Source organism: Gordonia sp. NPDC127522, assembly GCF_042672305.1.
Classification (GTDB): Bacteria; Actinomycetota; Actinomycetes; order Mycobacteriales; family Mycobacteriaceae; genus Gordonia; species Gordonia hongkongensis.
On the sequence record NZ_JBHXVK010000006.1, the window covers coordinates 197,809 to 220,277 of the forward strand.

The following is a 22,469-nucleotide window of genomic DNA, read 5'->3' on the forward strand; positions in this document are numbered from 1 at the left end:
GCCGAGATCAGGCGTCGGCGTAGTCCCAGAACTGGAGCCACGTCACGTTGGCGAACACCGTCAGACACAGGAGGTAGAGGAGCAGGACCGTACCCGCTCCCGCGATGTTGCTGCGCCAGTTGCTTCCGTCTACCGGATCGAGCCACCGCCGGAACGGGCGCGAGGCCCATGGCATCAGCCACCACTGCATGAGCGAGACGCTGACCACCTGGCTCAGCCACAATGCCAGCCACGGCTCCGCACCGAGACGATCGAGTGTCGGGCCGAGGAACCTGGAGAGGGTCATCACGGTCGGGTACAGGACCAGCAGCACCATCATCGCCGACTTCCAATTCGGTGTCTGAAGAATCCGGCCGCGATCGGTGCGCACCGTGGTGCCGAAGGCCGTCGTGCTGGCCATCGTCTCGAAGTCATGGGTCAGGCTCGAACGCAGCCCGGCGAGCGCTTCGCTGCGTCGGCTCGACGAGACCCAGGCCGCCAGCTGGCGGTCCGTGCGGAACCGCAACACCGACAGCGATGTCTCCTGTTGCGCATCGACGAACAGCGCGGTGCCCTCGTAACCGCCGAACTCGCTTGCTGCGTCGGTCAGCACGTGTTGTGCCGCAATGAATTCGGGTACCGCTCCGGCGACGATGTCGTGCCGGAACGCGCCGACACCGGGCGGCGGCGACCGACCGTCGACGAGCTCGAGCACGGGCGCCGCCGGTAGCCAGCCGCGCGCTCGTCCGGCCTCGAGCGCCGCGCGGTGACCCGAGCCGGCGAGCCACCGGTCCAGGGCGTCCTCGTCGACGAAGGTGGTGGCGACCGCCGGGTCGAAATGTCCGTCGGTCACCGCCGAGATCGCGACACCCAGACAGCCGTCGGAGTCGGTGGCCGACGCGGCGAGCGTCGCGGCCCACTCCGCGAAATCGCCGGTGGCGGCGTGGAACACCGACACCGCGATGATCGCGGTGGTGCCTGCGGTGTCGGTGGCGTCGTGTGCGGTGACGATCGTCGTGTCCTGCCGGTCGGGTTCTGGTGGCCGGTCAGACGGTGACCCGACGCCCCTGGACATAGACCTCGGCGATGGACGACTCGCGCAGGCCCATCAGCAGGCCGAACAGGGTCTGGTCGCGGGCGAGATCGGGATCGTCGGACCGGACGGCGTTCTCCAGCGTGGACTTCAGGGCGTCCACGGGTTCGATGACCAGGAAGTCGGCTTCCTTGCCCTCATCGAAGTTGCCGAAACGGTTCTCCATGTCGAGTGCCCGGGCCCCGCCGACGGTCCCGATGAACAGCATTTCGGCCGGGTGCATCGACACCCCGGCGTCTCCGGGCTCGGTGATGTGCTGTTTGAAGGCATCTCCGAGTACGCGCGGGACAAGCCATTCGTCGCCGCCGCCGAAATCGGTTCCGGCGGAGATGTTCACACCCGCCGCCACGGTGCGCTTCCACGGCATCGTGCCGGATCCGAGGAACAACTGGGACACCGGACAATGCGAGATCGAGGTACCGGTCTCGGCCATGCGCGCGAGTTCGGCATCCTGGCAGTGCACGCAGTGCGCGAGGATGGTCCGCGGACCGAGCAGGCTCTTGCCGCCGACCCGCGATCCGGGCAGGAACTTCCCGTCATAGGTGTCGAGGTAGGAGTCGACCTGGTAGACCTCCTTGGTGGTGTCCACCTCTCCGGTGCCGGGACGGTTGTTCTCGTTGAGGTGGCTGTGGACGTAGACGCCCTGCTCGCGATATTCGTCGTACAGGTCGCCGAGGTTCTTCAGCGTCTCGGTGGTCACCGACAGCGAGAACCGCGGCACGATCGCGACGTGCAGCAACGCGGTCCGGTAGTCGCCGGTGTCGGCGGCATGCCACTTGTCGATCTCGGCCCGGGTGAGGCGGATCGCCTCCTCCTCCGAGGTCAGCAGCGGCTTGGCGGTGTCACCGCCGACGGTCTGGATGCCGCGGCCGGCCACGATACGCAGCCCGGCCTTCTGCGTCTCGGTGAACAGGGAGTCCTGGGCGTGGGGGAAGGCGGAACCGAACACCATCATCGCCGTCGTACCCGCGGCGACCCGTCGCCGGGTGAACTCGACCGCGGCGGCCTGGGCGAACTGGGGGTCGGCGAACTTGGATTCGGACGGGAAGATGCACAGATTGAGCCATTCGAGCAGTTGCCCGCCGCCGTAGGAGTCGCCGGCGTAGGTCTGGGGGAAGTGGATGTGGGTGTCGACGAAGCCCGGGATGAGATACCCGCTCGGGTGCTCGTGCGCCTCCGCGGTCGCGAATTCGGAAGGGAGATCCGATCTCTGGCCGGCGAACCGGATCGTACCGTCGGCTCCGACGACCAGGGCTCCGTCGGGTATCGACACCAGCGCGTCCACCGCCTCGGTGATCGCGGGACTGCCGGCGAGATGGAAGATGTGCCCGTAGTGGACGGTGTCGGTCATCGGTGCTCCTCGGGGCATCGGGGTCCAAACTCGGATCGTCATCGGAGGTCCACCCGGGTGCCTGTGATCGTCCTCGGATCTCGGACGCGGTCGGCGACCAGTATCACCCGCCTCCCGTCGCACGCGCGCGCCAACCGTCGAAGTCGCCGTCTGGTCGTTTCCATGTGGCGCGCGAACCGGTCGGTGCGGGCTCTCAGCTACCGGTGCGGGCCGCGATCCATTCGACCAACGGGACCGTCGCCCGCCAGTCCCGCCGCACCCGATCGACGAGTTCCGCCGAATGGATGATCTCGTCGAATCCGTAGTCGCGGCCCACCGACAGTGATCGGTGGCGGAGCAGTTCGATCCGCGGGTGAGCGACGTCGTACCCGCGAGGTGCGGTCTTCAGCCGGTCCCCGGCGAGCTCCCAGCCGTCCTCCGTGAGCCGCCGGAGCAGATTCTCGAGCTCGGGTCCGCTGCGGTCGTGGTCGATGGACTTCCGAATCTCGGCGAGTCGGGCCGGGGTGGCCTCGTAGAAGCCCGCGCCGACGCGAACACCCGGCGCGCCGATCTGCACGTAGTACCCGGTGGCCGGGGCCACGGCGACGAACGCGCCCTGATGGGTCTTGTACGGCGCTTTGACCTTCGAGAACCGGACATCGCGGTGCGGTCGGAAGATCTTGGCCGGGCCGAACTCGTCGGCCAGCGCGTCGGTCATGGCGCGCATGGGTTCGGCCACCGCGGCACGGTAGGTGTCCTTGTGGGCTTCCCAGAACACCCTGGAGTTGTCGATCTCCAGATCGTCGTAGAAGTCGAGAGCGGCCTCCGGGAACCCGGTGAAGTCAGTCATCGTCACCCCGGCAATCCGCGACCGAACCCGACGACACCGCCGTCGGAGCGCCAGTCCAGCGAATGCACCCGGATGCGGCCCATCTCGTTGCCGCCCACGGTGACGGCGGACTCACCATCGACCGCGACGACGATGTTGGTGTGCTGTCCGAATCCCGATGACCGGTCGTAGAGCACGACGTCGCCCACTCTGGGCGGTTGCTCGCCGACCGCGTCGAACCGGCCGGCGGCCTCGTAGTACTCCTGCAGCGTGTACACGCCGGGGATGCGCCAGTGACCGGAGTGGGGGTTGACCAGCGGATTGCCGGCGGTCCGCATGATCCAGCTCACGAAGTTCGCGCACCACGGTTCGTCGACGCCCTCGGAGTAGAACGTCCCGGGACGCTGGGCGGTGTGTTCGTGGCGCACCGCCTCGACGACGCGGCGCTGGGCCGGCGTGAGTTCCGCGGCGTCGATCTGCGGGAACTCGGCGGTATCCCAGGGCAACCACCGTTCGGGTACGGCCCGCCACGCGACGAGACCGATGCCCGCGACGACGATCACGACCAGCGCCGCGGCGATCAGCGTCCGCCGACCACGTCGACGCACCGGGCGCATGCCCGCACTGCCTGCGGGTCGGTCTGCAGTCGTGTCGGCGCTCACCTCGAAGAGTGTAGGCATCGTCCGTGGCCGCGCCTCGTTTCTCGTCTTCGCCGGCGTTCGCCCGGCGCCTCGCCCGCGCGGGCGACATGCGCGCTTGGCACAATGGGCGCCGGTCGGGGGGCCAAGGCGATTCAAGGAGAACGCGGTGGACGAGTCAGATCACGAGCCGATCCTGCGTGCCGGGGACACGTGCCGGGAGATCGCGACCGCCGACCGCGTCGCATGCATCGTCGACGCGGCGGACTACTTCCTGCACGCCAAGTCGGCGTTGCTGCAGGCCCGGCGCCGCATCGTCCTCATCGGTTGGGACGTGGACACCCGGATCCGGCTCGATCCGCGGACCGCCGATGACGAGGTCCCCGACGTGCTCGGTGACTTCCTGAGGTGGCTCATCGACAACCGTCCGGAACTGGAGATCCACGTCCTGCGCTGGAGCACCGGCGCGTTCACCGGCATCCTGCGCGGAGTCGCGCCGCCCTTCATCCAGGATCTGCTCACCGGCCGTCGTCTGCACTACCGGATCGACGCCGCCCACCCCGTCTCCGCCGCGCATCATCAGAAGATCGCGGTGATCGACGACCAGTTCGCGTTCTGTGGCGGCATCGACATGACGGTGAACCGGTGGGACACTTCGGAACATCTGTCGCACAACGAGTTCCGCCGGGATCCCGATGACCGGCCGCATGGGCCCTGGCACGACGTCACCGTCGCCCTCGACGGCGACGCCGCGCGCGTGGTCGCGTCAGTCGCGCTCGACCGGTGGGAGGCCGCCACCGGCGAGAGCCTCAAACCCCTCGTCGACACCGACGGCCCCGACATCTGGCCGACGAATCTCGACGTCACGTTCACCGACTGCGACGTCGCGGTGGCCCGGACGATTCCGCAGTACGACGACCGGCCCCAGGTCGAGGAGATCCGACGCCTGTACCGCGCGGCCTTCGCCGCCGCCCGCCGAACCATCTACATCGAGAGCCAGTACCTGGCGGCGCGCGAGGTCGCGGACGCCCTGGCGGAACGGCTCGCCGAGCCCGAGGGTCCCGAGATCGTCCTGGTGCTGCCGAGGCATGCGGACAGTCCGGTGGAACGGCTCGCCATGGACGGTGCGCGGCACAAACTGCTGCAACTCCTGTGGCGCGCCGACAAGTACGACAGGTTCCGCGCCTTCTACCCGGTGACCGCCGAGGGGGACCCGATCTACGTGCACGCCAAGGTGCTCATCGTCGACGACGTCCTCCTGCGCATCGGATCCTCGAACCTCAACAACCGGTCGCTCGGATTCGACAGCGAGTGTGACGTCGCCATCGAGGCCGATCCGAACGACCCTGCCGACGGCGACCTGCGCGAGACGATCCTGTCCATGCGCACGCGGTTGTTGTCCGAGCATCTGGGCATCGACCACGAGGTGTTCGACGATGCTGTGGCACAGGAGAACTCACTCGTCGGGGCGGTCGATCGGCTGACCGGCCCGGGCCGGACACTCGAGGCATTCGATCACGAGACGATCGACGGCGAGGAGTCCCTCATCGCGGAGAACGAACTCGTGGACCCGGAGGACGCGCGGATCGGCACGATCGACCGCATCTACCGCGCGGTGATCCGTCGAGGCACGCGGAACCTGCTGCGGCGCTGACGTCACACCCGCGTGCGGGCCGCCTCGATGGCGGGGGCGATGACCTCGGCGAGGTCGGATGCGACGTCGCGATCGCCCTCCGGGGGCATCGCGATGTAACTCAGCGCCATCCTGGTGATCGCGCGCGAGATCCGCACGACGTCGGACTCCGGCATCGACAGCCACTCGGACTCGCGGAAGGCCTCGGCCAGCCGGTCGGCGGCCGTGGTGATGATCGGTGCCGCATCAGTGGTGATCAGCTTCATCAGATCGGGTTTGGCCTCGCCGGACAGCAGCGAGGCGATCAGCGGGTCGGTGGCGACCCCGGCGAAGAATTCACCGAAACCCTTGTGCAGGGCGTCGGTGACGTCGCCGACCGAATTCGCCAGTGAGTCCGCGACATGGCCGGCGAAACGGCCCGCCAACCGCACCGCGTAGCCCTGCGCGAGGCCGTACCGGGAACCGAACTCGTTGTAGACGGTCTGGCGGCTGACCCCCGTCGCGGCGGCCACATCGGACATGCGCACCGCCGCCCAGTCCCGGTCCAGCAGCAGGTCGTGCAGTCCGTCGAGCAGCGAGTTGTGCAGCAGGGCTTTGCTGTCCTGCGCATAGTTGCGAGTCGTCATCCGCGCGCACCGACCGGCTGGAGAGATGACTCGATCTCGGCGCGCAGGGATCGTCCCGAGCCGCCCCTGCCCAGGCAGACCGCGCCGACGAGACGACTGCCGGCGAAAGCCCGCACGACAGAGCAGGAGTCGTCCAGGTCGACCTCCACACGATCTCCCGATGTCGGCCACCCGACGATCTGGATGTTAATCGTGTACTGCATCGTCCAGGCCAGTGGCACACGCGGTACCGCAGTGCTGATGCCGGTGTCCAGCCCGAGGTCGGCGGCGATCGTCATGGCGACCAGTCTGCCGTGCTCGGTCGCGGTGAGCCACTGCTCGGCACGCATCGGTGCGCCCGTCAACGGATGGGGCCGCGCCGCGACGTCGCCGGCCGCGTAGACGCCGGGGACTCGGGTTCGCAGCGAATCGTCGACGACGATCCCGGCCGCATCGACGGGAATCCCTGCGATGCGCGGCAATTCGAGATCGGGCTCCATTCCGATCGCGCTGATCACCGTTCCGGTCAACGTCCGCCCGTCCGCCAACGCCACGGACTCGGCGGTGATCGTGGTGGGCACCACGCCGGTGAGGATCTGCACCCCGCGTTCCCGGTGCAGGGTCGCCACCGCCTCGGCCACCGTTGCCGGAACGACCCGTGACAACAGCGACGACTCGCGCTCGATGACGGTGACGCGCGAACCGTCACCGGTCGACGCCACGGCTGCGGCGATCTCCAGTCCGATCAGTCCGCCGCCGAGAACGATCACCGGCCCGTCCTGGATCGCGTGCCGGAGCTCCGCCGCGTCGTGCCGGGTGCGCAGGGCGAGCGGGGACGACGTCGTGCCGGGGAGTCGCCGGGCACGCCCTCCGGTGGCCAGGACCAGCGCGTCGTAATCCACTTGGGAGGAGTCGGCGAGGCAGACCCGCCGCGACGAGGTGTCGACGTCGGCGACGCGCGTCGAGGTCACGATCTCGATGCCCCGATCCGACCAGTACCCGGGCGGACGGAGCGTGATCTTGGCATCCGTCAGGTCGCCGTCGACGAGGTTCTTGCTCAGCGCCGTTCGTCGGTAGGGGAGTTGTGGCTCCTCCCCGAACACGGTGATTGTTCCGTCGAAACCGTTGGAACGCAGCGACTCCGCAGCCGTGATGCCGGCTACCCCGGTGCCGACGATCACCACCGAACCGCCCCGGGTGGTGGCGGCGCTCACGGACGGGCCACCTCGACCATCTCGAAATCGGCCTTGGCCGCACCGCAGTCCGGGCAGCTCCAGTCGTCGGGGATGTCGGCCCAGCGGGTGCCCGGCTCGATGCCGTCCTCCGGCCAGCCGAGCTCTTCGTCGTACTCGAAACCGCAGACCTCACAACGGAAGAGCTTGAAGTTCATCGCACAGAGTTCCCTTCGCTGGATTCATTCGACTTGCTCGCTTCGCTCCCGGCGCCGGAATCATCCGGCCCGCTCGCTTCGCTCCCGACGCCGAGGAAGTCGATCTTCTCCCGCACGCCGCAGTCGGGGCACGGCCAGTCGTCGGGAATGGTGGCCCAGGGGGTGCCGGGCGGAAATCCCTCCCGGGGAGCTCCGACGGCCTCGTCGTAGACGTAATCGCAGACCGGACAACGGAAGGTGCTCATCGCGGCGACACCCCGTGCTCGGCCAGGACGCGTTCGCGGCGGTGCGGTGCGATGTTGATCCGTTCGGCGTCTCCGTCGTAGTGGTCGAGCACCCGCTTGTCCATCACCCGCCGCCAGATCGGCGGGAAGTAGGCGAGCGTGATCATGCTCGCGTATCCGCTCGGCAGGTTGGGCGCGCCGTCGAAGCTGCGCAGGGTCTGATACCTCCGGGTGGGGTTCGCATGGTGATCGCTGTGGCGCTGGAGGTGGTACAGGAAGATGTTGGTGCAGATGTGGTCGGAGTTCCAGCTGTGCTCGGGCGTGCACCGCTCGTAGCGGCCGGTCCGCGTCTTCTGGCGGAGTAGACCGTAGTGCTCGAGGTAGTTCACGGTCTCCAGCAGTGAGAAACCGTAGACGGCCTGGATCACGAGGAGGGGGAGGATCTTCCAGCCGAAGATCGCGGTGAGCGCTCCCCACAGCACGATCGACATCGCCCATGCGTTGAGGACGTCGTTGCTCGGATGCCAGAAGGGCTTGCCCGCCCGCTCGAGGCGTTTGCGTTCGAGTTCGACGGAGGACGTGAGGCTTCCCCAGACGCTACGGGGGAGGAAGCGCCAGAACGACTCTCCGAAACGCGAGCTGGCCGGATCCTCGGGCGTCGCGACCCGCACGTGGTGCCCACGGTTGTGCTCGATGTAGAAGTGGCCGTAAAACGTCTGGGCGAGAGTGATCTTCGACAACCAGCGTTCCAGATCGTCCTTCTTGTGCCCCAGTTCGTGAGCGGTGTTGATCCCGATCCCGCCCATCGCGCCGATCGACAGCGCCAGCCCGATCTTCGACGCGAGCCCGAGCCCGCCGTCGATGCCGAGCCAACTGAGGTCGTCGGCCGTCCACAGGTGGCAGGCCATCACGAGACTCGCGAGCTGGAACGGGATGTACACGTACGTGCAGTAGCGGTAGTACCTGTCGTTCTCCAGCTGCTCCATCAGCTCTTCGGGCGGATTCGATCCGTCGGGCCCGAAGAACACGTCGAGGATCGGGAGCAGGACGTAGACGAGTAGCGGCCCGATCCACCACCACACCGGCGACACGACGTCGAAACCATGGCCGGTCGCATTGAAGCCGGCGACGAGACCCATTGCGAGAAAGATCGACGTCGGTGGGATCAGGCCGAGCAGCCAAAGATGGCGTTTGCGGTCCTTCCACTCGGCGGCGGAGTCATCCGCGGTGAACGGGGTCGGTGCGGTACTCATACGCACTCCTGTCTGGGCGGGCTGTGTTCTACGCCACTAGACATTAACTGCGACAATGTCCGTTGTCTAGACATTGACGTCAATTTGTAAAGAAGCAACGCTGCGGGGACGCACGACGAGGACCTGGGCGGCAGGAAGGTTGCTCGCCGACGCGTGCGGCAGTTCTTGTGTTCTGGAGTTCGGCGCGGGTTCGCGCATGCCTACGTGGTCACGAACCGCGCCGTGAGGCTGTTGCCTGTGCGACTGCCGCCGTCATGGTGCTCGACCGAGGTCTGTTCAGTGATCAACGTCGACGTCGGGTTCGGCTGCCCGGAACCCGCTCCCGCTCGAATGGCCGAGTGGGAGCGGGTCGGTCGTGTTCCGCTGTGGAGTTGTCAAAGTACGGATGCGGTCCCGGGTATGGCCCGGGTGCGGAGGGTGCTACGCGAAAGTGGTTGTCGGACGGCCGGTCAGGCGGCGTCGTCGAGGCGCATGGTGCGGCGGTTGTAGGCGGGTAGTGGTCGGCGGTGCGGGTCGATCGAGGTGGGTGGGACGAGCCAGGGGTGCCGGTCGAATCCCATGACGATGTCCCAGCCGTGGTGGTGGACCTGGGTGTGGCAGCGCTGGCACAGCAGACACCCGTTGTCGAGGTCGGTGGCGCCGCCGTCGGCCCAATGGGTGACGTGGTGGACCTGTGTATGTGACGGTGGCGCACCGCATTTGATGCAGCAGGCGTCGCGGACGATCATTGCTTTGCGCAGGTGCGCCGGATACAACCGGTGGGTGTGACCCATCTGTAGCGGTACGCCCTCACTGTCGAGGATGATCTCGGTCAGCGAGCCGTCGCACGACACCTGCTTCGCGGTCGCTTGGCTGACCGTCCCGGTCCACGGCAGCGTTGCGAGGTCTCCGGTGGCGGGGATGGTCAGCATGAGTTGCGTCCGGGGCGAACCGACGGTGTCGAGGGTCGCGCCGATCGCGGCTTGGTCGAGGATCAATTCGAAAGCGTCGGCGCGACGTTGCTCTGCGGTGCGTCGATCTTCGGCGCCGTCGGGTTCGGGCCGTGGGCAGGACCGTTCGTCGATCATCGCCAGGAGCTTCTCGCCGACGACCTGGGTGAGGTCGGCGCGGATTTTGACGCGGCCGTCGTCGGTGGTGTGTGCGTTCACCGCGTTCAAGCTTGCATCGTCCGATGCTGGGGTTCCGGCGTCAGAAGCATCGGCGAGGGCGTTGCCGATGGCCTGAGCATGCTTGAGCACTTCAGTCGGTGTTGCACCGGATAGTGCTTGGGCGATGAGTTCGATCTCATACCGTGAGCGCTTGTCGACGGAAAGCGCTTCCCCGCAACGTCTATCGATCTCGTTCATGCCGCGGACGATGGCGTCGACGATCTCGCTCGACAGTCGTCCGTCGGCTGCGTGACGCGCCACAGCGGGCAGGTTGGGCAGAGCGTCGACACTGCGCATGGTGCGGAGGGCGGCGGCCGGTGCATGGCCGGACTCGATCAGCAGCTTCTTGGTGGTGCTGCCGGTCTTCTGCGCGACGCCGAGGTCGTCGAGTTGTGCTGCGTGCGCGACGATCTGGTGATCGGCAAGGTTGCGGATCAGACGCCACGTGTGGAGGGAGTCGAATGTTGCTCTGCCGGTTGGGTCGTCGGCGGGCGGGGTGGTCTCGATGAGTTGATCGAGGAGAGTGGCGAGCTCTGGCATGACTCCACAGTACAGGAACATGCGTTCGATTGGGAGGGAATTCCACAAGCAGAGAACCGCGAATTCATCAACTGCGCAGCATATTTCGTTGACTGAGCGTCGATTCGCGTTGACCGTGCGTGGATTGTGATCAGTGCCTGGTTCAAGTCGCTCCAGTTTTTCGAATACGCCCGGATCGGGTGTGCATGTTCACTTATGGAGCAGTCTCGACGTCCCAGGCGGCGACCGGACTGGCGTCGCCGGCGTGCGGAAGGTAGCGGCGACATATGTTGGGGGCCGAGGGGTATCGTCCGGCTCAGCGCTCAGCAATTTCAGATACCGCTGAGTATGCGGGAAAGGCTATCGCCGAGACACTGACTGGGTCGTCGAAACGGTCGCCTCGATGGTGCGGGCGATACGTAGGACCGGCGGAGCCGTCGTGCCGCTTATCCGGGGGGCAAGGTCAGCATTACTCGCTGGAGGTGAAACAGCTGTGTCGCGGTGGCGTCGCCTACCGCATCTTCAGCGATGGCTACACCCCTGTCCAGGTATCGATGTGGGCGCGTTGGCTGTTGAGGGCGTATCCCTCGGGTGTGGCCGGCCGGCGGTTCTCGCCCTGGTGCGATGAGGCACTCTTGTGGCGCCCCGTGGGTGGGTGCGCGGCGGGGTTACGACCCGGTGTTCTCCGGTCGCGGTGACCCGCCGGGTCCTGGGTGTGAGACATGTATCCGGCGGTCTCCATCCGATCCGATGCCGGAGGTCGGCGTCGGTTCGGGTCGGTTGAAGTCGATAGACGTCGGGTCGATGTCCAGTCGTCCGGGCTACCTCGTCTCGAGGTGCGCCGAACTCGGTTCGCGGAGGGGTCTTTTCGGCGACGAATCGTCGGCGGGAGCACGTGGGTCGAGAGAGCCGCACCGACCTCCACCAGTGTGCGCGGCGGTGAACTCGTTGATGGAACGAGCCGTGACGTACATCGATCAACCCATCATCGGGCCCCGGCCGGTCAGGTTCGGCGGGTCATCGAGGGGCTCGGCGACGTGAGAACTCACTGGTCTGCTGCATCTGAGACGTCGCCACCGGACTGAACACGCGCATCTGCATTGGGTGAGATGCGCGAGTGTGACCCGGGGTCGGACGTTCGTCGCCGATTACCGGCACGGTCACTGACGGCCGCCGACTTCGTAGGGCACGGTGCATGCCGGCCCCACCGCCGAATGCGCGTCCGCGAGCTGGAAGAAACAGAAAACCCCAACCCCGCACGCGGAGTTGGGGATTCTGCAGCTTCTGGGACCCGAGTAGCGAGGCCCTGCTCGCTGGTCTTACGGAGTGTTGATCCAGTTCAGGATCGACTGCCCGGCGCGGGGGTCGCCGTTGTTGATGCCGATGACCGCGCCGATGGCTGCGCCGACGCCGGCGCCCCAGACGCAGCCGACAATGATGATGCAGCCGATGATGAGGCCGGCGAGCGCGCCGATGGCGGTGGTGACGTTGCCGCCGCGGTTCCACCCGTTGGTGATGTGCCAGATCATCTGCTGGTAGGCGCGGTCCTTCTTCGCCGAGGCCGGACGGACGCCGGCAGCGATCGCTGCGCGCGCTTCGGGGGTGAGGATCGGGGTGAACGTCGCCTGGGTGCGGTCGGCGGAGACCTTCGCGCGCATCGGGACAGCGGCGCCGTCGAACGGCAGCACCAGTCCGATCCGCTCGATGGTCCGTCCGTGTGAGTCGACGACCCGGAGTTCCTGCTCGCCTGCGACGAACGTCGCGTTGCGGAGCTGGGAGGTGATGGAGGTCCCGTCGGCGGATGCGCTGGAGAAGTGGGACGGCGCCGCGGGCGCGGGAGCGCCGTGTGCGGTGCCGTAGGAGACGGTGAGTGCCGAGATGGCCAGGGCCATGACGGCGAGGAGGCGAATGCGCTTCATCGGTTCTGGATTCCGCTTTCGTCGAATGGGTGGTGTGCCCGCTCCGACAGCCGGCGCTCGCCGTGGCTCGGCGATGTGCGGTATGTCGGATTCGGCGCAGTGATTGTCCCACTGTCGACTGCTGTTGGTCCGGTACGCGGCGCGGCGTGGGCCGGCCGGATGACGTATCGGCTGACAAGCGAGCGCGTCCCGACTGAACCGGACACCTGGGTCGATTCACTCTGAGCATTGAAGACGTCCATATTTGACTTGGACATGTATGGATCGTGGGTTCTACGGTCGGGGCAAGGCCGAGCTCACCGCACAGCCGCGCCGACGGCGACCCGCCATCGAGAGCAGATGACACCTCTCTCGTGGCGCCGCCGCGGCCGGGCCACCTCGGCGGAATGCCAACGCACAACGGATGGGACCACGATGACCATTGCGCAGCACCCCGCACCGCTGACGACGCAGGACCTCACCGGACAACTGATCATCGCGGGTGAGCGGGTGACCGGCGCGGGGAAGGCCGTCCACGGCGTGGACCCGACGACAGGCACTCGTCTCCTGCCCGCGTACACACACGGAACCCCAGCCGACGTCGTCCGTGCCACCGCTGCGGCCGCGGAAGCGTTCGGACCGTATCGCGCCACCTCGTCCGAAGAACGGGCGCGGTTCCTCTCGACGATCGCGGACAACCTCGATGCGGCGACCGAGGTCCTCGTCGAGCGTGCCGTGGCCGAGACCGGACTCCCGGCGGCGCGGATCACCGGTGAGGTGGGACGGACGTCGGGTCAGCTCCGGTTGTTCGCCTCGGTGCTGCGCGAGGGCAGCTGGCACGGCGCCCGTATCGATCCCGCACGGCCGGATCGGACGCCGCTGCCGCGCGCCGACATCCGGCAGCGCAAGGTGCCGCTCGGACCCGTCGCCGTGTTCGGCGCCAGTAACTTCCCGCTCGCGTTCTCGGTCGCCGGCGGCGACACCGCGTCGGCATTGGCCGCCGGATGTCCCGTGGTGGTGAAGGCCCACGACGCCCATCCCGGCACATCAGAACTGGTGGGACGTCTGATCACCGAGGCGGTGGCCGCCACCGGAATGCCTGCCGGCACCTTCTCCCTGCTCTACGGCAGCGGGCCCGACCTGGGTATCGCCCTCGTGACCGACCCGCGCATCAAGGCGGTGGGCTTCACCGGGTCGCGTTCGGGCGGAACGGCTCTCGTCGCCGCTGCGGCGTCGCGAGCCGAACCCATCCCGGTGTACGCAGAGATGAGCTCGATCAATCCGGTCTACCCGCTGGAGGGGGCGCTGCGTGCCGATGCCGACGGCCTCGGCCGCGCATTCGTCGGCTCGCTGACGATGGGTTCGGGACAGTTCTGCACCAATCCCGGCCTGGTCGTCGCGGTCGACGGTCCCGATCTCGATGCATTCATCGCCGCTGCCGCGGAGGCGATCGCCGCCTCGACGCCGACGCCGATGCTGACCCCGGGGATCGCCGCGAGCTACGCCTCCGGCGTGGAGGAGTTCGGTTCGGCCGCGGAGGTTCTCGCCCGATCGGCGGAAGCGACGGGTCCGAACACCTGCGCCGCCGCGCTCTTCGGCACGCGGGCCGAGACCTTTCTCGCTTCGGAGACGTTGCAGCAGGAGATCTTCGGGTCGTCGAGCCTCGTGGTGCGGTGTCGCGACCTCAAACAGGTGCGGGAGGTGACCGCCGAGCTCGAAGGTCAGCTCACCGCGACCGTTCATGCTGCGGACTCCGACCTCGACGACGCCCGGGTGCTTCTCGAGGCACTCGAACTCAAGGCCGGGCGAATCCTTTTCAACGGGTGGCCCACCGGCGTCGAGGTCGGACACGCGATGGTCCACGGCGGACCCTATCCGTCCACTTCCGACAGCCGTAGCACTAGCGTCGGGTCGCTCGCCATCGAGCGTTTCCTGCGGCCGGTGGCGTATCAGGACGTTCCGACGGCGCTGTTGCCGGACCCCATTGCCGACGGAAACCCCGAACAGATCTGGCGCCGTGTCGACGGCGAACTCATCCGCGACTGATCCTCACCCCATCCAAGGAGTCCCAATGCTCAACGGCGTCTTGTTCTTTCCCGTCACACCCTTCGACAGCAGCGGAGAGGTGGACTACCGTCGCCTCGCCGAACACATCGACCGCGGGGTTGCCGCCGGTCCCGGCGGCGTGTTCGTCGCCTGCGGCACCGGCGAATTCCACGCCCTCGGACTCGAGGAGTTCGGGCGGATCGTCCGCTGTGCGGTCGAGACCGTCGCCGGTCGCGTCCCGGTGTTCGCCGGTGCCGGCGGCTCCCTCGTCCAGGCCCGCGAGTTCGCGGTGAGTGCGAAGGCCAATGGGGCCGACGGCATCCTGCTCCTTCCCCCGTACCTGGTGACGATGCCGCCTGCCGGCCTCGCCGAGTACACGCGGTCGGTCGCGGCCACCACGGATCTGCCGCTCATCGTCTACAACCGCGGCAACGCCGTGTTCGACGAGGCGTCGGCCATCGAGGTCGCCAAGCTGCCGACGGTCATCGGGTTCAAGGACGGCACCGGTGACCTCGACAACGTGTCGCGCATCGTGATCGCGGTGAAGGAAGCACTCGGGGACAGCAAGGAGTTCCTGTTCTTCAACGGCCTGCCCACCGCCGAGATCACCCAGCAGGCCTACCGGGCCATCGGTGTCACGTTGTACTCGTCGGCGACGTTCGCGTTCGCCCCGGAGCTGGCCCTGGCCTTCTACAACTCGTTGGAGAACGGCGACGTCGAGCTGACCGAGGCGTTGCTGCGAGACTTCTTCCACCCCTTGGTCCGGCTGCGCAACAGGGTGCCGGGATATGCGGTCGCACTCGTGAAGCACGGTGTGACGATGGAGGGCATCGAAGCGGGTCCGGTGCGCGCGCCGCTGGTTCAGCCGACGCCGGAGCACCAGGCCGAGTTGGAGCGGATCACCGCCGCCGGGCGCGCCGTCCTCGCGACGACGCTCGCCGCGCAGGCCACGGTCTGAGATCTGATGTCGACGAACACCTTCCAGTCGGTGCCGGTCGGGACGCGAACCGTGGCGAGTCCGTACACCGACACCACGATCACCGAGGTCACGGTCACCCCGGTCGCCTTCGTCGACCCGCCGCTGCTCAACACGGTGGGTGTGCACCAGCCCTACGCACTGCGGGCGATCATCGTGATCGAGACGGCCGGCGGAATCCGCGGGCTCGGCGAGACCTACGCCGACACCGCTCATCTCGCGCGGATGGAGGCCGCCGCCGAGGCGATCATCGGACTCGATGCCTTCGCGCTCCACAACCTGCGCGATGCGATCGACCTCCGGGTCTCGACCCTGTCGGTGACCGGGGGCGACGGAGTGGCCGGCATGATCACCACGGCCAGCACCACCGATCGTGTCTTCTCGCCCTTCGAAGTCGCGTGCCTCGACATACAGGGCAAGGTCCTCGGTCGGCCGGTGAGTGATCTGCTCGGCGGCCGCGTGCGGGACCGGGTGCCGTTCAGCGCCTACCTGTTCTACAAGTGGGCGGCCCACCCCGGCGCGGCCGGGACCAACGGACTGCCGGACGAGTGGGGCGAGGCCGTCGATCCGAGCGGCCTGATCCGGCAGGCGCACCGGATGATCGACCGCTACGGGTTCACCGCGATCAAACTGAAGGGCGGCGTGTTCGCCCCCGACGAAGAGATCGCCGCGATCAAGGCGCTGCACGCCGAGTTCCCCGGAATCCCGTTGCGCCTGGACCCCAATGCGGCGTGGACCGTGGAGACCTCGGTGCGCGTCGCGGCGGAACTCGAGGGCGTCGTCGAGTACCTGGAGGACCCGACCCCGGGCCTCGACGGTATGGCGCGCGTCGCCGAGCAGGCGTCCATGCCGCTCGCGACGAACATGTGCGTGGTCGCCTTCGATCACCTCGAACCGGCGGTGCGCAAGCGGTCGGTCTCGGTCGTCCTGTCCGATCACCACTACTGGGGCGGCCTGCAGCGGTCGCGTCTCCTCGGCGGTATCTGTGAGACCTTCGGACTCGGCCTGTCGATGCACTCCAATTCGCACCTGGGCATCAGCCTCGCCGCGATGGTGCATCTCGCGGCTGCGACACCCAACCTCACCTACGCCTGCGACACCCACTGGCCCTGGAAGACCGAGGATGTGGTGAAGCCCGGCGTCCTGGGCATCGTCGACGGTGCGGTGCCGGTCCCGACCGGCCCGGGTCTGGGCGTCGAACTCGACGAGGAGTCGCTGGAGGCCCTGCACCAGCAGTATCTCGACTGCGGCATCCGCGATCGGGACGACACCGGCTACATGCAGTCCATCGATCCGGGCTTCGTCAACTCCAGCCCGCGGTGGTGAACGTATCCACGAGCACCGCCGCGGTGGTCGGGTGAACTCCAGCCCGCGGTGGTGAACGTATCCACGAGCACCGCCGCGGCGGTTGGGTGAACTCCAGCCCGCGGTGGTGAGCGTGAGCGAACCCTCGACCGTCACCGTGGGTGTGGGTTAGCGTCATCCACACCACTCCGCAGATTGCGGGTGACGATGCCGAAAGTGGATCGATGTTCTCTCTCTCGCGCCTTTCCTGCTTCATCGCGGTCGCCGAGGAGCTGCACTTCGGCCGAGCGGCCGAGCGGCTCCACATGACGCAGCCCCCGCTCAGCAGGCAGATTCAGCAGCTGGAGCACGAACTCGGCGTCCAGTTGATCGAACGCAGCAGCCGGGCAGTGTCGCTGACGGCGGCCGGCGCGGCCTTCCTACCCGACGCACGACGCATCGTCGCGCTCGCGGAGGGGGCGGCCCTGACGGTCCGCCGCGTGCCTGCGGGTGATCTGGGCACCGTGAACATCGGTTTCACGGGGGCGTCGGCGCGTGCGGTGTTGCCCCGGCTCATGCAGACGGCCCGCGAGAAGCTTCCCGATGTGCGGCTCGTGTTGCGGGAGATGGTCACCATCGCGCAGGTCGAGGCATTGGTCCGCGGTGATCTCGACCTCGGGATCGTCCGCCCGCCGATCTCTCGCCCGGGTGTGAACTCCCGTCCGCTGCACCATGAGCGCCTGGTCGCCGCACTGCCCGCCGATCATGAGTTCGCCGACGTCGAGCACCTCGCGATCGAGGACTTCGACGGTCAGGCGGTCATCATGTACTCGCCCACGGATGCGCGGTATTTCAATGAGTTGCTGATCAGCACCTTCACCGCGGTCGGGGCGTCGCCCCGCTATGTCCAGTACGTCACCCAGGTGCACACCATGCTCGTCCTAGTGCACTCCGGGCTGGGCATGGCGCTGGTTCCGGAGTCGGCCATGACCATGCATCCCGACGGGGTGGTGTTCAAGGAGGTCACCGCGATCCGCGATCGTCCCGTGCAGATGAACATCGCGTGGCGCGCCGACAATACCAACCCGGCTCTCGCACGATTGATGAGAGACGTTCTCCCCGAACGGGAATGGATCTGACGGCGACCTCGGGACGAGTTCGTCGACTGTGCACCGGAACTCGTCGACGACCTCACCTCGGTGGCCTCGACGGGCGCGGCGGACTCGCTTCGCTCGTTCGACGCTGCTCGACCAGCAGGGGTTGCGGTGGAAAAGCCTGATCAGACCGCGGCGCGCACGGGTGGTTTGACCGCGACCACCGGGCACTGTGCGTCGAGCAGCACGCGCTGGACGACGCTGCCGGTCAGTAGTTTCCCGACCGGTGAACGCCTGCGCTGGCCGATCACCAGGAGCTCCGCTGCGTCGTCGTACGATGCGTCGATGAGTTGGTCGGCGTGCGAGAGGCCCGGATCGTTCTCGGCGACACGGTATTCGACGTCACCGGCCTGGGCCACCTCGCGCGCGTTCTCCAGGTCGACCAGGAACTCCGGCGACGAGGCGTTGTCACCATCGGCGATGATCACGACGTCGGTGCCGCGCATGCGGGCCTCGGCGAAGCCGAACGGGAGTGCGCCGCGCCCCTCGGGTGTCGGTAGGTAGCTGAGGACGACAGACATCAGATGTCCTTTCGCAGAGCGTGATTCGGTGCGACGACCGGTGTCGACAGGTCACCGGTCCGCAGGAAGGTATCGAGGTTGGCGAGGGTGAGTTCCTCCATGGCGGCACGTGTCTCGACCGTTCCGCTCGCGAGGTGGGGGAGAAGTACGACGTTGTCCATGGACAGCAGCGCCTCGGGCACCTCCGGCTCGCGCGCGAACACGTCGAGCCCGGCGCCGGCCAGTCGGCCGCGCCGCAGCAGGTCGACGAGGGCGTCCTCGTCGACGACGCTGCCGCGCGCCACATTGACGAGGAAGCCGTCGGCGCCCAGCGCCTCGAGGACGTCCCGGTCGACGAGATGGCGCGTGTCGGCACCGCCGGCGGCGGCCACGATCAGCACGTCGACCTGGCTGGCGAGCTCGGCCGGCGACGCCGCGTAGCGATACGGTGAGCCGTCGACCGGGCGGCGGTTGTGGTAGGTGATCCGGCACCCGAAGGCGGTCAGGCGGTGGGCGATCGCCGAGCCGATACGGCCAAGCCCGAGGATGCCGACGTCGGTGCCGGAGACCTTCCGGGTGAGCGGAACGTTGCCTTCCACGGGCCAGCGCCCGGCCCGGACGAACCGATCGGCCGCTGCGAGTCCGCGCATGGTGTCGAGGAGTAGTCCGACTGCGGTGTCGGCGACGCAGTCGGTGAGGACGTCCGGGGTGTTGCTGACGCCGATGCCGAGCTCGGCGGCACGGGCGACGTCGGTGGTGTCGTAACCGACGCCGAAGTGGACGATGGCGCCGAGGTTCGGGAGCTCGGCCATCAAGCCGGCGTCCACCCCGGTCCGTCCCGAGGTCACGACCGCGGTCACCGCGTCGGCGTTTCGCGCGAGGAAGGCCTTCCGCGCCTCCCGGTCATCGGGCAGTCGCTGGGCGCCGTAGGTACCTTCGAGACGCTCCTCGAGCGAGGGCTTCAGCGGGCCGACGCGGAGAACAGAGCCGTGGAACGACGAAAGGTCCTTCAGCCCAATGGTTTCCGTTGCCGTCGCGGTGCCGGCCGAACTGCTCGTCATGCTTGACCTCCAGGAGTGCAGGACACAGACCGGTCCTTCGGTGGATGTGGTCAACGCTAGAAGTGCCGCGGATACCTGTCCAACACGCAAATAACATGGACCGATACTCAAACTGTATTGATACGGGGCTGTCGATTCGTCCAGCGCAAGAGAGCAGCGAAGAACCGTCAGGTCAGCGATGGTTTCGACTCGCGGAGCACCCGGTTCCGAGGGCTCTCGAAAGACCTCCAAACCCGCCGAAATGGCCTTTTGCTGGGCTTTTGCTCTGTTGACGCCGTCATCGCGACGCTCATAGCGTGTGTCTACCGTCACAAACGCGGTCGAGCCCACCGCGAGATCACTCGCAGTCTTTCTTTCATCGGAGGTCCCCATGCAGATCGCAGCTCTGCGATCCCGGAAGCGCCCCGCCGGGTGTCTGCTGGCACTGTCCGCGGTGGCCGTGCTCGCGGCCAGTGGTTGCAGCGTCGCGAACACGACCGCGAGCGAGAGCGCCTCTCCGGACACCCTGCGCATCGTCCTGCCCCAGGAGCCGCCGACGCTGGAACCCTGCGACGCCTCCCTCACGGCCACCGGTGTCGTGGTCCGGTCCAACATCACCGAACCGCTCATCGAACGGGATCCGAACAGTGGCGAACTGCAGCCCGGTCTCGCTACGGCGTGGACCCAGGTGGAGCCGAACGTCTGGCGTTTCACCACGGCTTCGGGCATTCGATTCAGCAATGGCCAGCCGTTCGACGCCGAGGACGCGGCGTTCTCCATCCGCCGCACGTTCAACGGGGCGATCGGCTGCGACGTCAACGGCTACGTCTTCGACGACAGCACCCGCGAGGTGACTGTGGTCGACCCCAGCACCATCGAGGTCCGCACGGAGACCCCCGACCCGATTCTCCCGCTGCGCCTGTCGTTCATCGAGATCGTTCCGCGCACCACCGTCGCCGACGACAAGGTGCGCGTGCCGATCGGGACCGGCCCCTACATGGTCGACTTCTGGGATTCGGGCCAGCGCGTGGCGTTGACAGCCAATCCGAACTATCACGGCGACGCCCCCGCATTCACCCGTGCCGTCTACCAATGGCGCTCGGAGGGCAGTGTCCGTGCCGCGATGGTGTCCAACGACGAAGCGGACATCGCCACCTCACTCGGCCCCGAAGACGGAGCGGGTGATCTCGGCATCGCCTACACCAACAACGAGACGACCGCCCTGCGCATGCAGGCCACCGATGCGCCCCTGACCGACTACCGGGTGCGCGAGGCCATCGATCTCTCCGTCAACCGCGTCGGCATCGTCGACGCCCTGTTCCAGGGGCTCGGTACACCCGCGGCCCAGCTGGTCGCGGAGGGCATCGTCGGCTACAACGACCAGCTGACCCCGACGCCGTACGACCTCGACCGCGCCAAGCGCCTGGTCGACGAAGCCCGTGCGGACGGGGTGCCGGTCGACCGGACCATCCGCCTCATCGGCCGTACCGGTCAGTTCCCGAAGATCAACGAGACCATCGAGAACCTGCAGTTCACGCTCAGCAAGATCGGGCTGGACGTCAAGATCGAGATGATGGACACCTCCGGTCAGATGCAGTACCAGACACGGCCTTTCGTGCCCGGGTCGGGGCCGGTGCTGCTGATGATCATGCACGGCAACCAGGCCGGTGACACCCAGTTCACCCTCGACCAGTACATGCTGTCCGACGGCTACCAGAGCACTTACGGCACAGCCGCCTACGACGAACAGATCCGTGCCGCCGAGGCCCTCACCGGCCCGGCCCGTCAGAACGCACTCGCCGCGGTCCTGGCCGCCGAGCCGCGCGAGATCCGCCAGTACGCGTATATCGCACACATGCAAGCAGTTCTCGCGAAAGCGAATCGTGTTGCCTATCGGCCCAATTCGGCCACCGGTGACGAGATGCGTCTCGCCGAGATGACCCACGCGCCAGCCCAGAACGACTGAAACAGAGGCGATGACCGATGCTCACCTTCCTCCGGCGCCGGATGTTCACCAGCCTGATCCCGCTGATCATCGTCTTGTTCGGCGTGTTCTTCATGGCCCGGCTCACCGGCGACCCCACCAATCTCTACCTCCCGGTCTCCGCGACCCCGGAGCAGCGCGCCGAGTTCGCCGCCGCGAACGGGCTCGACAAACCGATCTGGCAACAGATGACCGACTACCTCGCCGGCGTCTTCCACCTCGACTTCGGTGAGTCACTGAAGACCGGCCAGCAGGCGGCGAGCATGGCGCTCGCAGCGTTCCCGGCGACTCTGCAGCTCGCCTTCGTCACGCTCGTGCTGTCCGTCCTCGGCTCGATCATCATCGGTTGCTGGGCGGCCTACCGACCGAACTCACTCGCCGACCGCTTCTCGAGCCTGCTGTCGATGACCGCGGCCAGCGTCCCCGACTTCTGGTTCGCGATCACCGGTATCTGGATCTTCGCGGTTGTCTTCGGCTGGCTGCCGACGTCCGGGACCGGCGGGGTGCTGGCCTGGGTCCTGCCGATCGCGACACTGATGATCCGACCGCTGGGCGTTCTCACCCAGGTGGTGCGCGGCGCCATGGTCTCCGCCCTGTCGGCCCCCTACGTCAAGGTGGCGAGGAGCAAAGGGGCCGGAGATTTCCGGATCGTCACCCACCACGCACTGCGCAATGCGGCCGCCCCCGCCCTCACCGTCGCCGGCGACCTCGCGGTCGGCCTGATCAACGGTGCGGTCATCGTCGAGGCCATCTTCGGCTGGCCCGGCATCGGCAAGCTGATGATCGATTCGATCCTGCAACGCGACTTCGCGGTCCTGCAGGCCGCGGTGCTCCTCACCGCCCTCAGCATCTTCATTCTGAACATCGTCATCGACGCGGGTCTCGCCCTCCTGGACCCACGCGTTCGTGACAAGGCCACGGTCTAGTCGCCGGACACATCGAGGAG

General features: G+C 67.4%; 19 protein-coding genes and 1 pseudogene. 7 read left to right on the plus strand and 13 right to left on the minus strand.

Annotation, left to right across the window (positions count from 1 at the left end):
- Window positions 1–7 precede the first annotated feature (7 nt).
- From ACFVHY_RS13655 to ACFVHY_RS13670, 4 genes are all read right to left on the minus strand, one after another.
- Window positions 8–937 (minus strand): antibiotic biosynthesis monooxygenase, encoded by a 930-nt coding sequence (locus ACFVHY_RS13655; RefSeq protein WP_390272577.1) that lies wholly within the window; start codon window positions 935–937, stop codon window positions 8–10.
- 88 nt (window positions 938–1,025) lie between these two features.
- On the minus strand, window positions 1,026–2,423 hold the full coding sequence (locus ACFVHY_RS13660) for an amidohydrolase family protein (protein WP_390272524.1): 1,398 nt from the start codon (window positions 2,421–2,423) through the stop codon (window positions 1,026–1,028).
- A 193-nt stretch (window positions 2,424–2,616) separates the two neighbouring features.
- Entirely contained in the window at window positions 2,617–3,252 is a 636-nt protein-coding gene (locus ACFVHY_RS13665; protein WP_390272526.1) for a DUF2461 domain-containing protein, read from the minus strand.
- A gap of 2 nt (window positions 3,253–3,254) precedes the next feature.
- On the minus strand, window positions 3,255–3,848 hold the full coding sequence (locus ACFVHY_RS13670; RefSeq protein WP_390272579.1) for a CHAP domain-containing protein: 594 nt from the start codon (window positions 3,846–3,848) through the stop codon (window positions 3,255–3,257).
- Between the two features lie 190 nt (window positions 3,849–4,038).
- On the opposite strand from ACFVHY_RS13670, the gene ACFVHY_RS13675 reads away from it, so the two are divergent.
- The gene (locus ACFVHY_RS13675) at window positions 4,039–5,523 is read left to right on the plus strand and encodes a phospholipase D-like domain-containing protein (RefSeq protein ID WP_390272529.1); all 1,485 of its coding nucleotides are present in this window, start codon (window positions 4,039–4,041) and stop codon (window positions 5,521–5,523) included.
- 2 nt (window positions 5,524–5,525) lie between these two features.
- On the opposite strand, the gene ACFVHY_RS13680 is transcribed toward ACFVHY_RS13675, so the two are convergent.
- From ACFVHY_RS13680 to ACFVHY_RS13710, 7 genes and pseudogenes are all read right to left on the minus strand, one after another.
- Complete coding sequence (locus ACFVHY_RS13680; protein WP_390272531.1) at window positions 5,526–6,128, minus strand: TetR family transcriptional regulator; 603 nt, start codon at window positions 6,126–6,128, stop codon at window positions 5,526–5,528.
- Window positions 6,125–7,321 carry an NAD(P)/FAD-dependent oxidoreductase gene (locus ACFVHY_RS13685; RefSeq protein ID WP_390272533.1) on the minus strand — a complete coding sequence of 399 codons (1,197 nt, stop codon included), beginning with the start codon at window positions 7,319–7,321 and terminating at the stop codon, window positions 6,125–6,127. Before ACFVHY_RS13685 ends, ACFVHY_RS13680 begins: the two co-directional genes overlap by 4 nt.
- Entirely contained in the window at window positions 7,318–7,497 is a 180-nt protein-coding gene (locus ACFVHY_RS13690) for a rubredoxin (protein WP_058251790.1), read from the minus strand. Before ACFVHY_RS13690 ends, ACFVHY_RS13685 begins: the two co-directional genes overlap by 4 nt.
- A 95-nt stretch (window positions 7,498–7,592) precedes the next feature.
- A pseudogene (locus ACFVHY_RS13695) lies at window positions 7,593–7,742 on the minus strand (rubredoxin); the annotation flags it as partial.
- Complete coding sequence (locus tag ACFVHY_RS13700; protein WP_390272535.1) at window positions 7,739–8,974, minus strand: alkane 1-monooxygenase; 1,236 nt, start codon at window positions 8,972–8,974, stop codon at window positions 7,739–7,741. The gene ACFVHY_RS13700 and the pseudogene ACFVHY_RS13695, both read right to left, overlap by 4 nt.
- 449 nt (window positions 8,975–9,423) lie before the next feature.
- Window positions 9,424–10,683, minus strand: a complete 1,260-nt coding sequence (locus ACFVHY_RS13705; protein WP_390272538.1) for a DUF222 domain-containing protein — start codon at window positions 10,681–10,683, stop codon at window positions 9,424–9,426.
- A 1,277-nt stretch (window positions 10,684–11,960) separates the two neighbouring features.
- Window positions 11,961–12,560 carry a hypothetical protein gene (locus ACFVHY_RS13710; protein ID WP_159370997.1) on the minus strand — a complete coding sequence of 200 codons (600 nt, stop codon included), beginning with the start codon at window positions 12,558–12,560 and terminating at the stop codon, window positions 11,961–11,963.
- A 414-nt stretch (window positions 12,561–12,974) separates the two neighbouring features.
- Between ACFVHY_RS13710 and ACFVHY_RS13715 the strand changes: the two genes are divergently transcribed.
- The 4 genes from ACFVHY_RS13715 (at window position 12,975) to ACFVHY_RS13730 (ending at window position 17,984) form a co-directional block, all read left to right on the plus strand.
- The gene (locus ACFVHY_RS13715; RefSeq protein WP_390272541.1) at window positions 12,975–14,585 is read left to right on the plus strand and encodes an aldehyde dehydrogenase (NADP(+)); all 1,611 of its coding nucleotides are present in this window, start codon (window positions 12,975–12,977) and stop codon (window positions 14,583–14,585) included.
- Between the two features lie 25 nt (window positions 14,586–14,610).
- Window positions 14,611–15,543, plus strand: a complete 933-nt coding sequence (locus tag ACFVHY_RS13720) for a 5-dehydro-4-deoxyglucarate dehydratase (RefSeq protein WP_390272542.1) — start codon at window positions 14,611–14,613, stop codon at window positions 15,541–15,543.
- Between the two features lie 6 nt (window positions 15,544–15,549).
- Window positions 15,550–16,887 (plus strand): glucarate dehydratase family protein, encoded by a 1,338-nt coding sequence (locus ACFVHY_RS13725; protein ID WP_390272545.1) that lies wholly within the window; start codon window positions 15,550–15,552, stop codon window positions 16,885–16,887.
- Between the two features lie 203 nt (window positions 16,888–17,090).
- Window positions 17,091–17,984: a LysR substrate-binding domain-containing protein gene (locus ACFVHY_RS13730; protein WP_390272547.1), complete on the plus strand. Its 894-nt coding sequence runs from the start codon at window positions 17,091–17,093 to the stop codon at window positions 17,982–17,984.
- Between the two features lie 140 nt (window positions 17,985–18,124).
- Here the strand turns inward: ACFVHY_RS13730 and ACFVHY_RS13735 are convergent, their stop codons facing one another.
- Window positions 18,125–18,520 (minus strand): universal stress protein, encoded by a 396-nt coding sequence (locus tag ACFVHY_RS13735; RefSeq protein WP_390272550.1) that lies wholly within the window; start codon window positions 18,518–18,520, stop codon window positions 18,125–18,127.
- Window positions 18,520–19,560: a 2-hydroxyacid dehydrogenase gene (locus ACFVHY_RS13740; protein WP_390272552.1), complete on the minus strand. Its 1,041-nt coding sequence runs from the start codon at window positions 19,558–19,560 to the stop codon at window positions 18,520–18,522. Before ACFVHY_RS13740 ends, ACFVHY_RS13735 begins: the two co-directional genes overlap by 1 nt.
- A 370-nt stretch (window positions 19,561–19,930) precedes the next feature.
- Here ACFVHY_RS13740 and ACFVHY_RS13745 point away from each other — a divergent pair, with 370 nt between their 5' ends.
- Window positions 19,931–21,505 (plus strand): ABC transporter substrate-binding protein, encoded by a 1,575-nt coding sequence (locus tag ACFVHY_RS13745; RefSeq protein ID WP_137808529.1) that lies wholly within the window; start codon window positions 19,931–19,933, stop codon window positions 21,503–21,505.
- A gap of 17 nt (window positions 21,506–21,522) precedes the next feature.
- On the plus strand, window positions 21,523–22,449 hold the full coding sequence (locus ACFVHY_RS13750; RefSeq protein ID WP_137808530.1) for an ABC transporter permease: 927 nt from the start codon (window positions 21,523–21,525) through the stop codon (window positions 22,447–22,449).
- Window positions 22,450–22,469 lie beyond the last annotated feature (20 nt).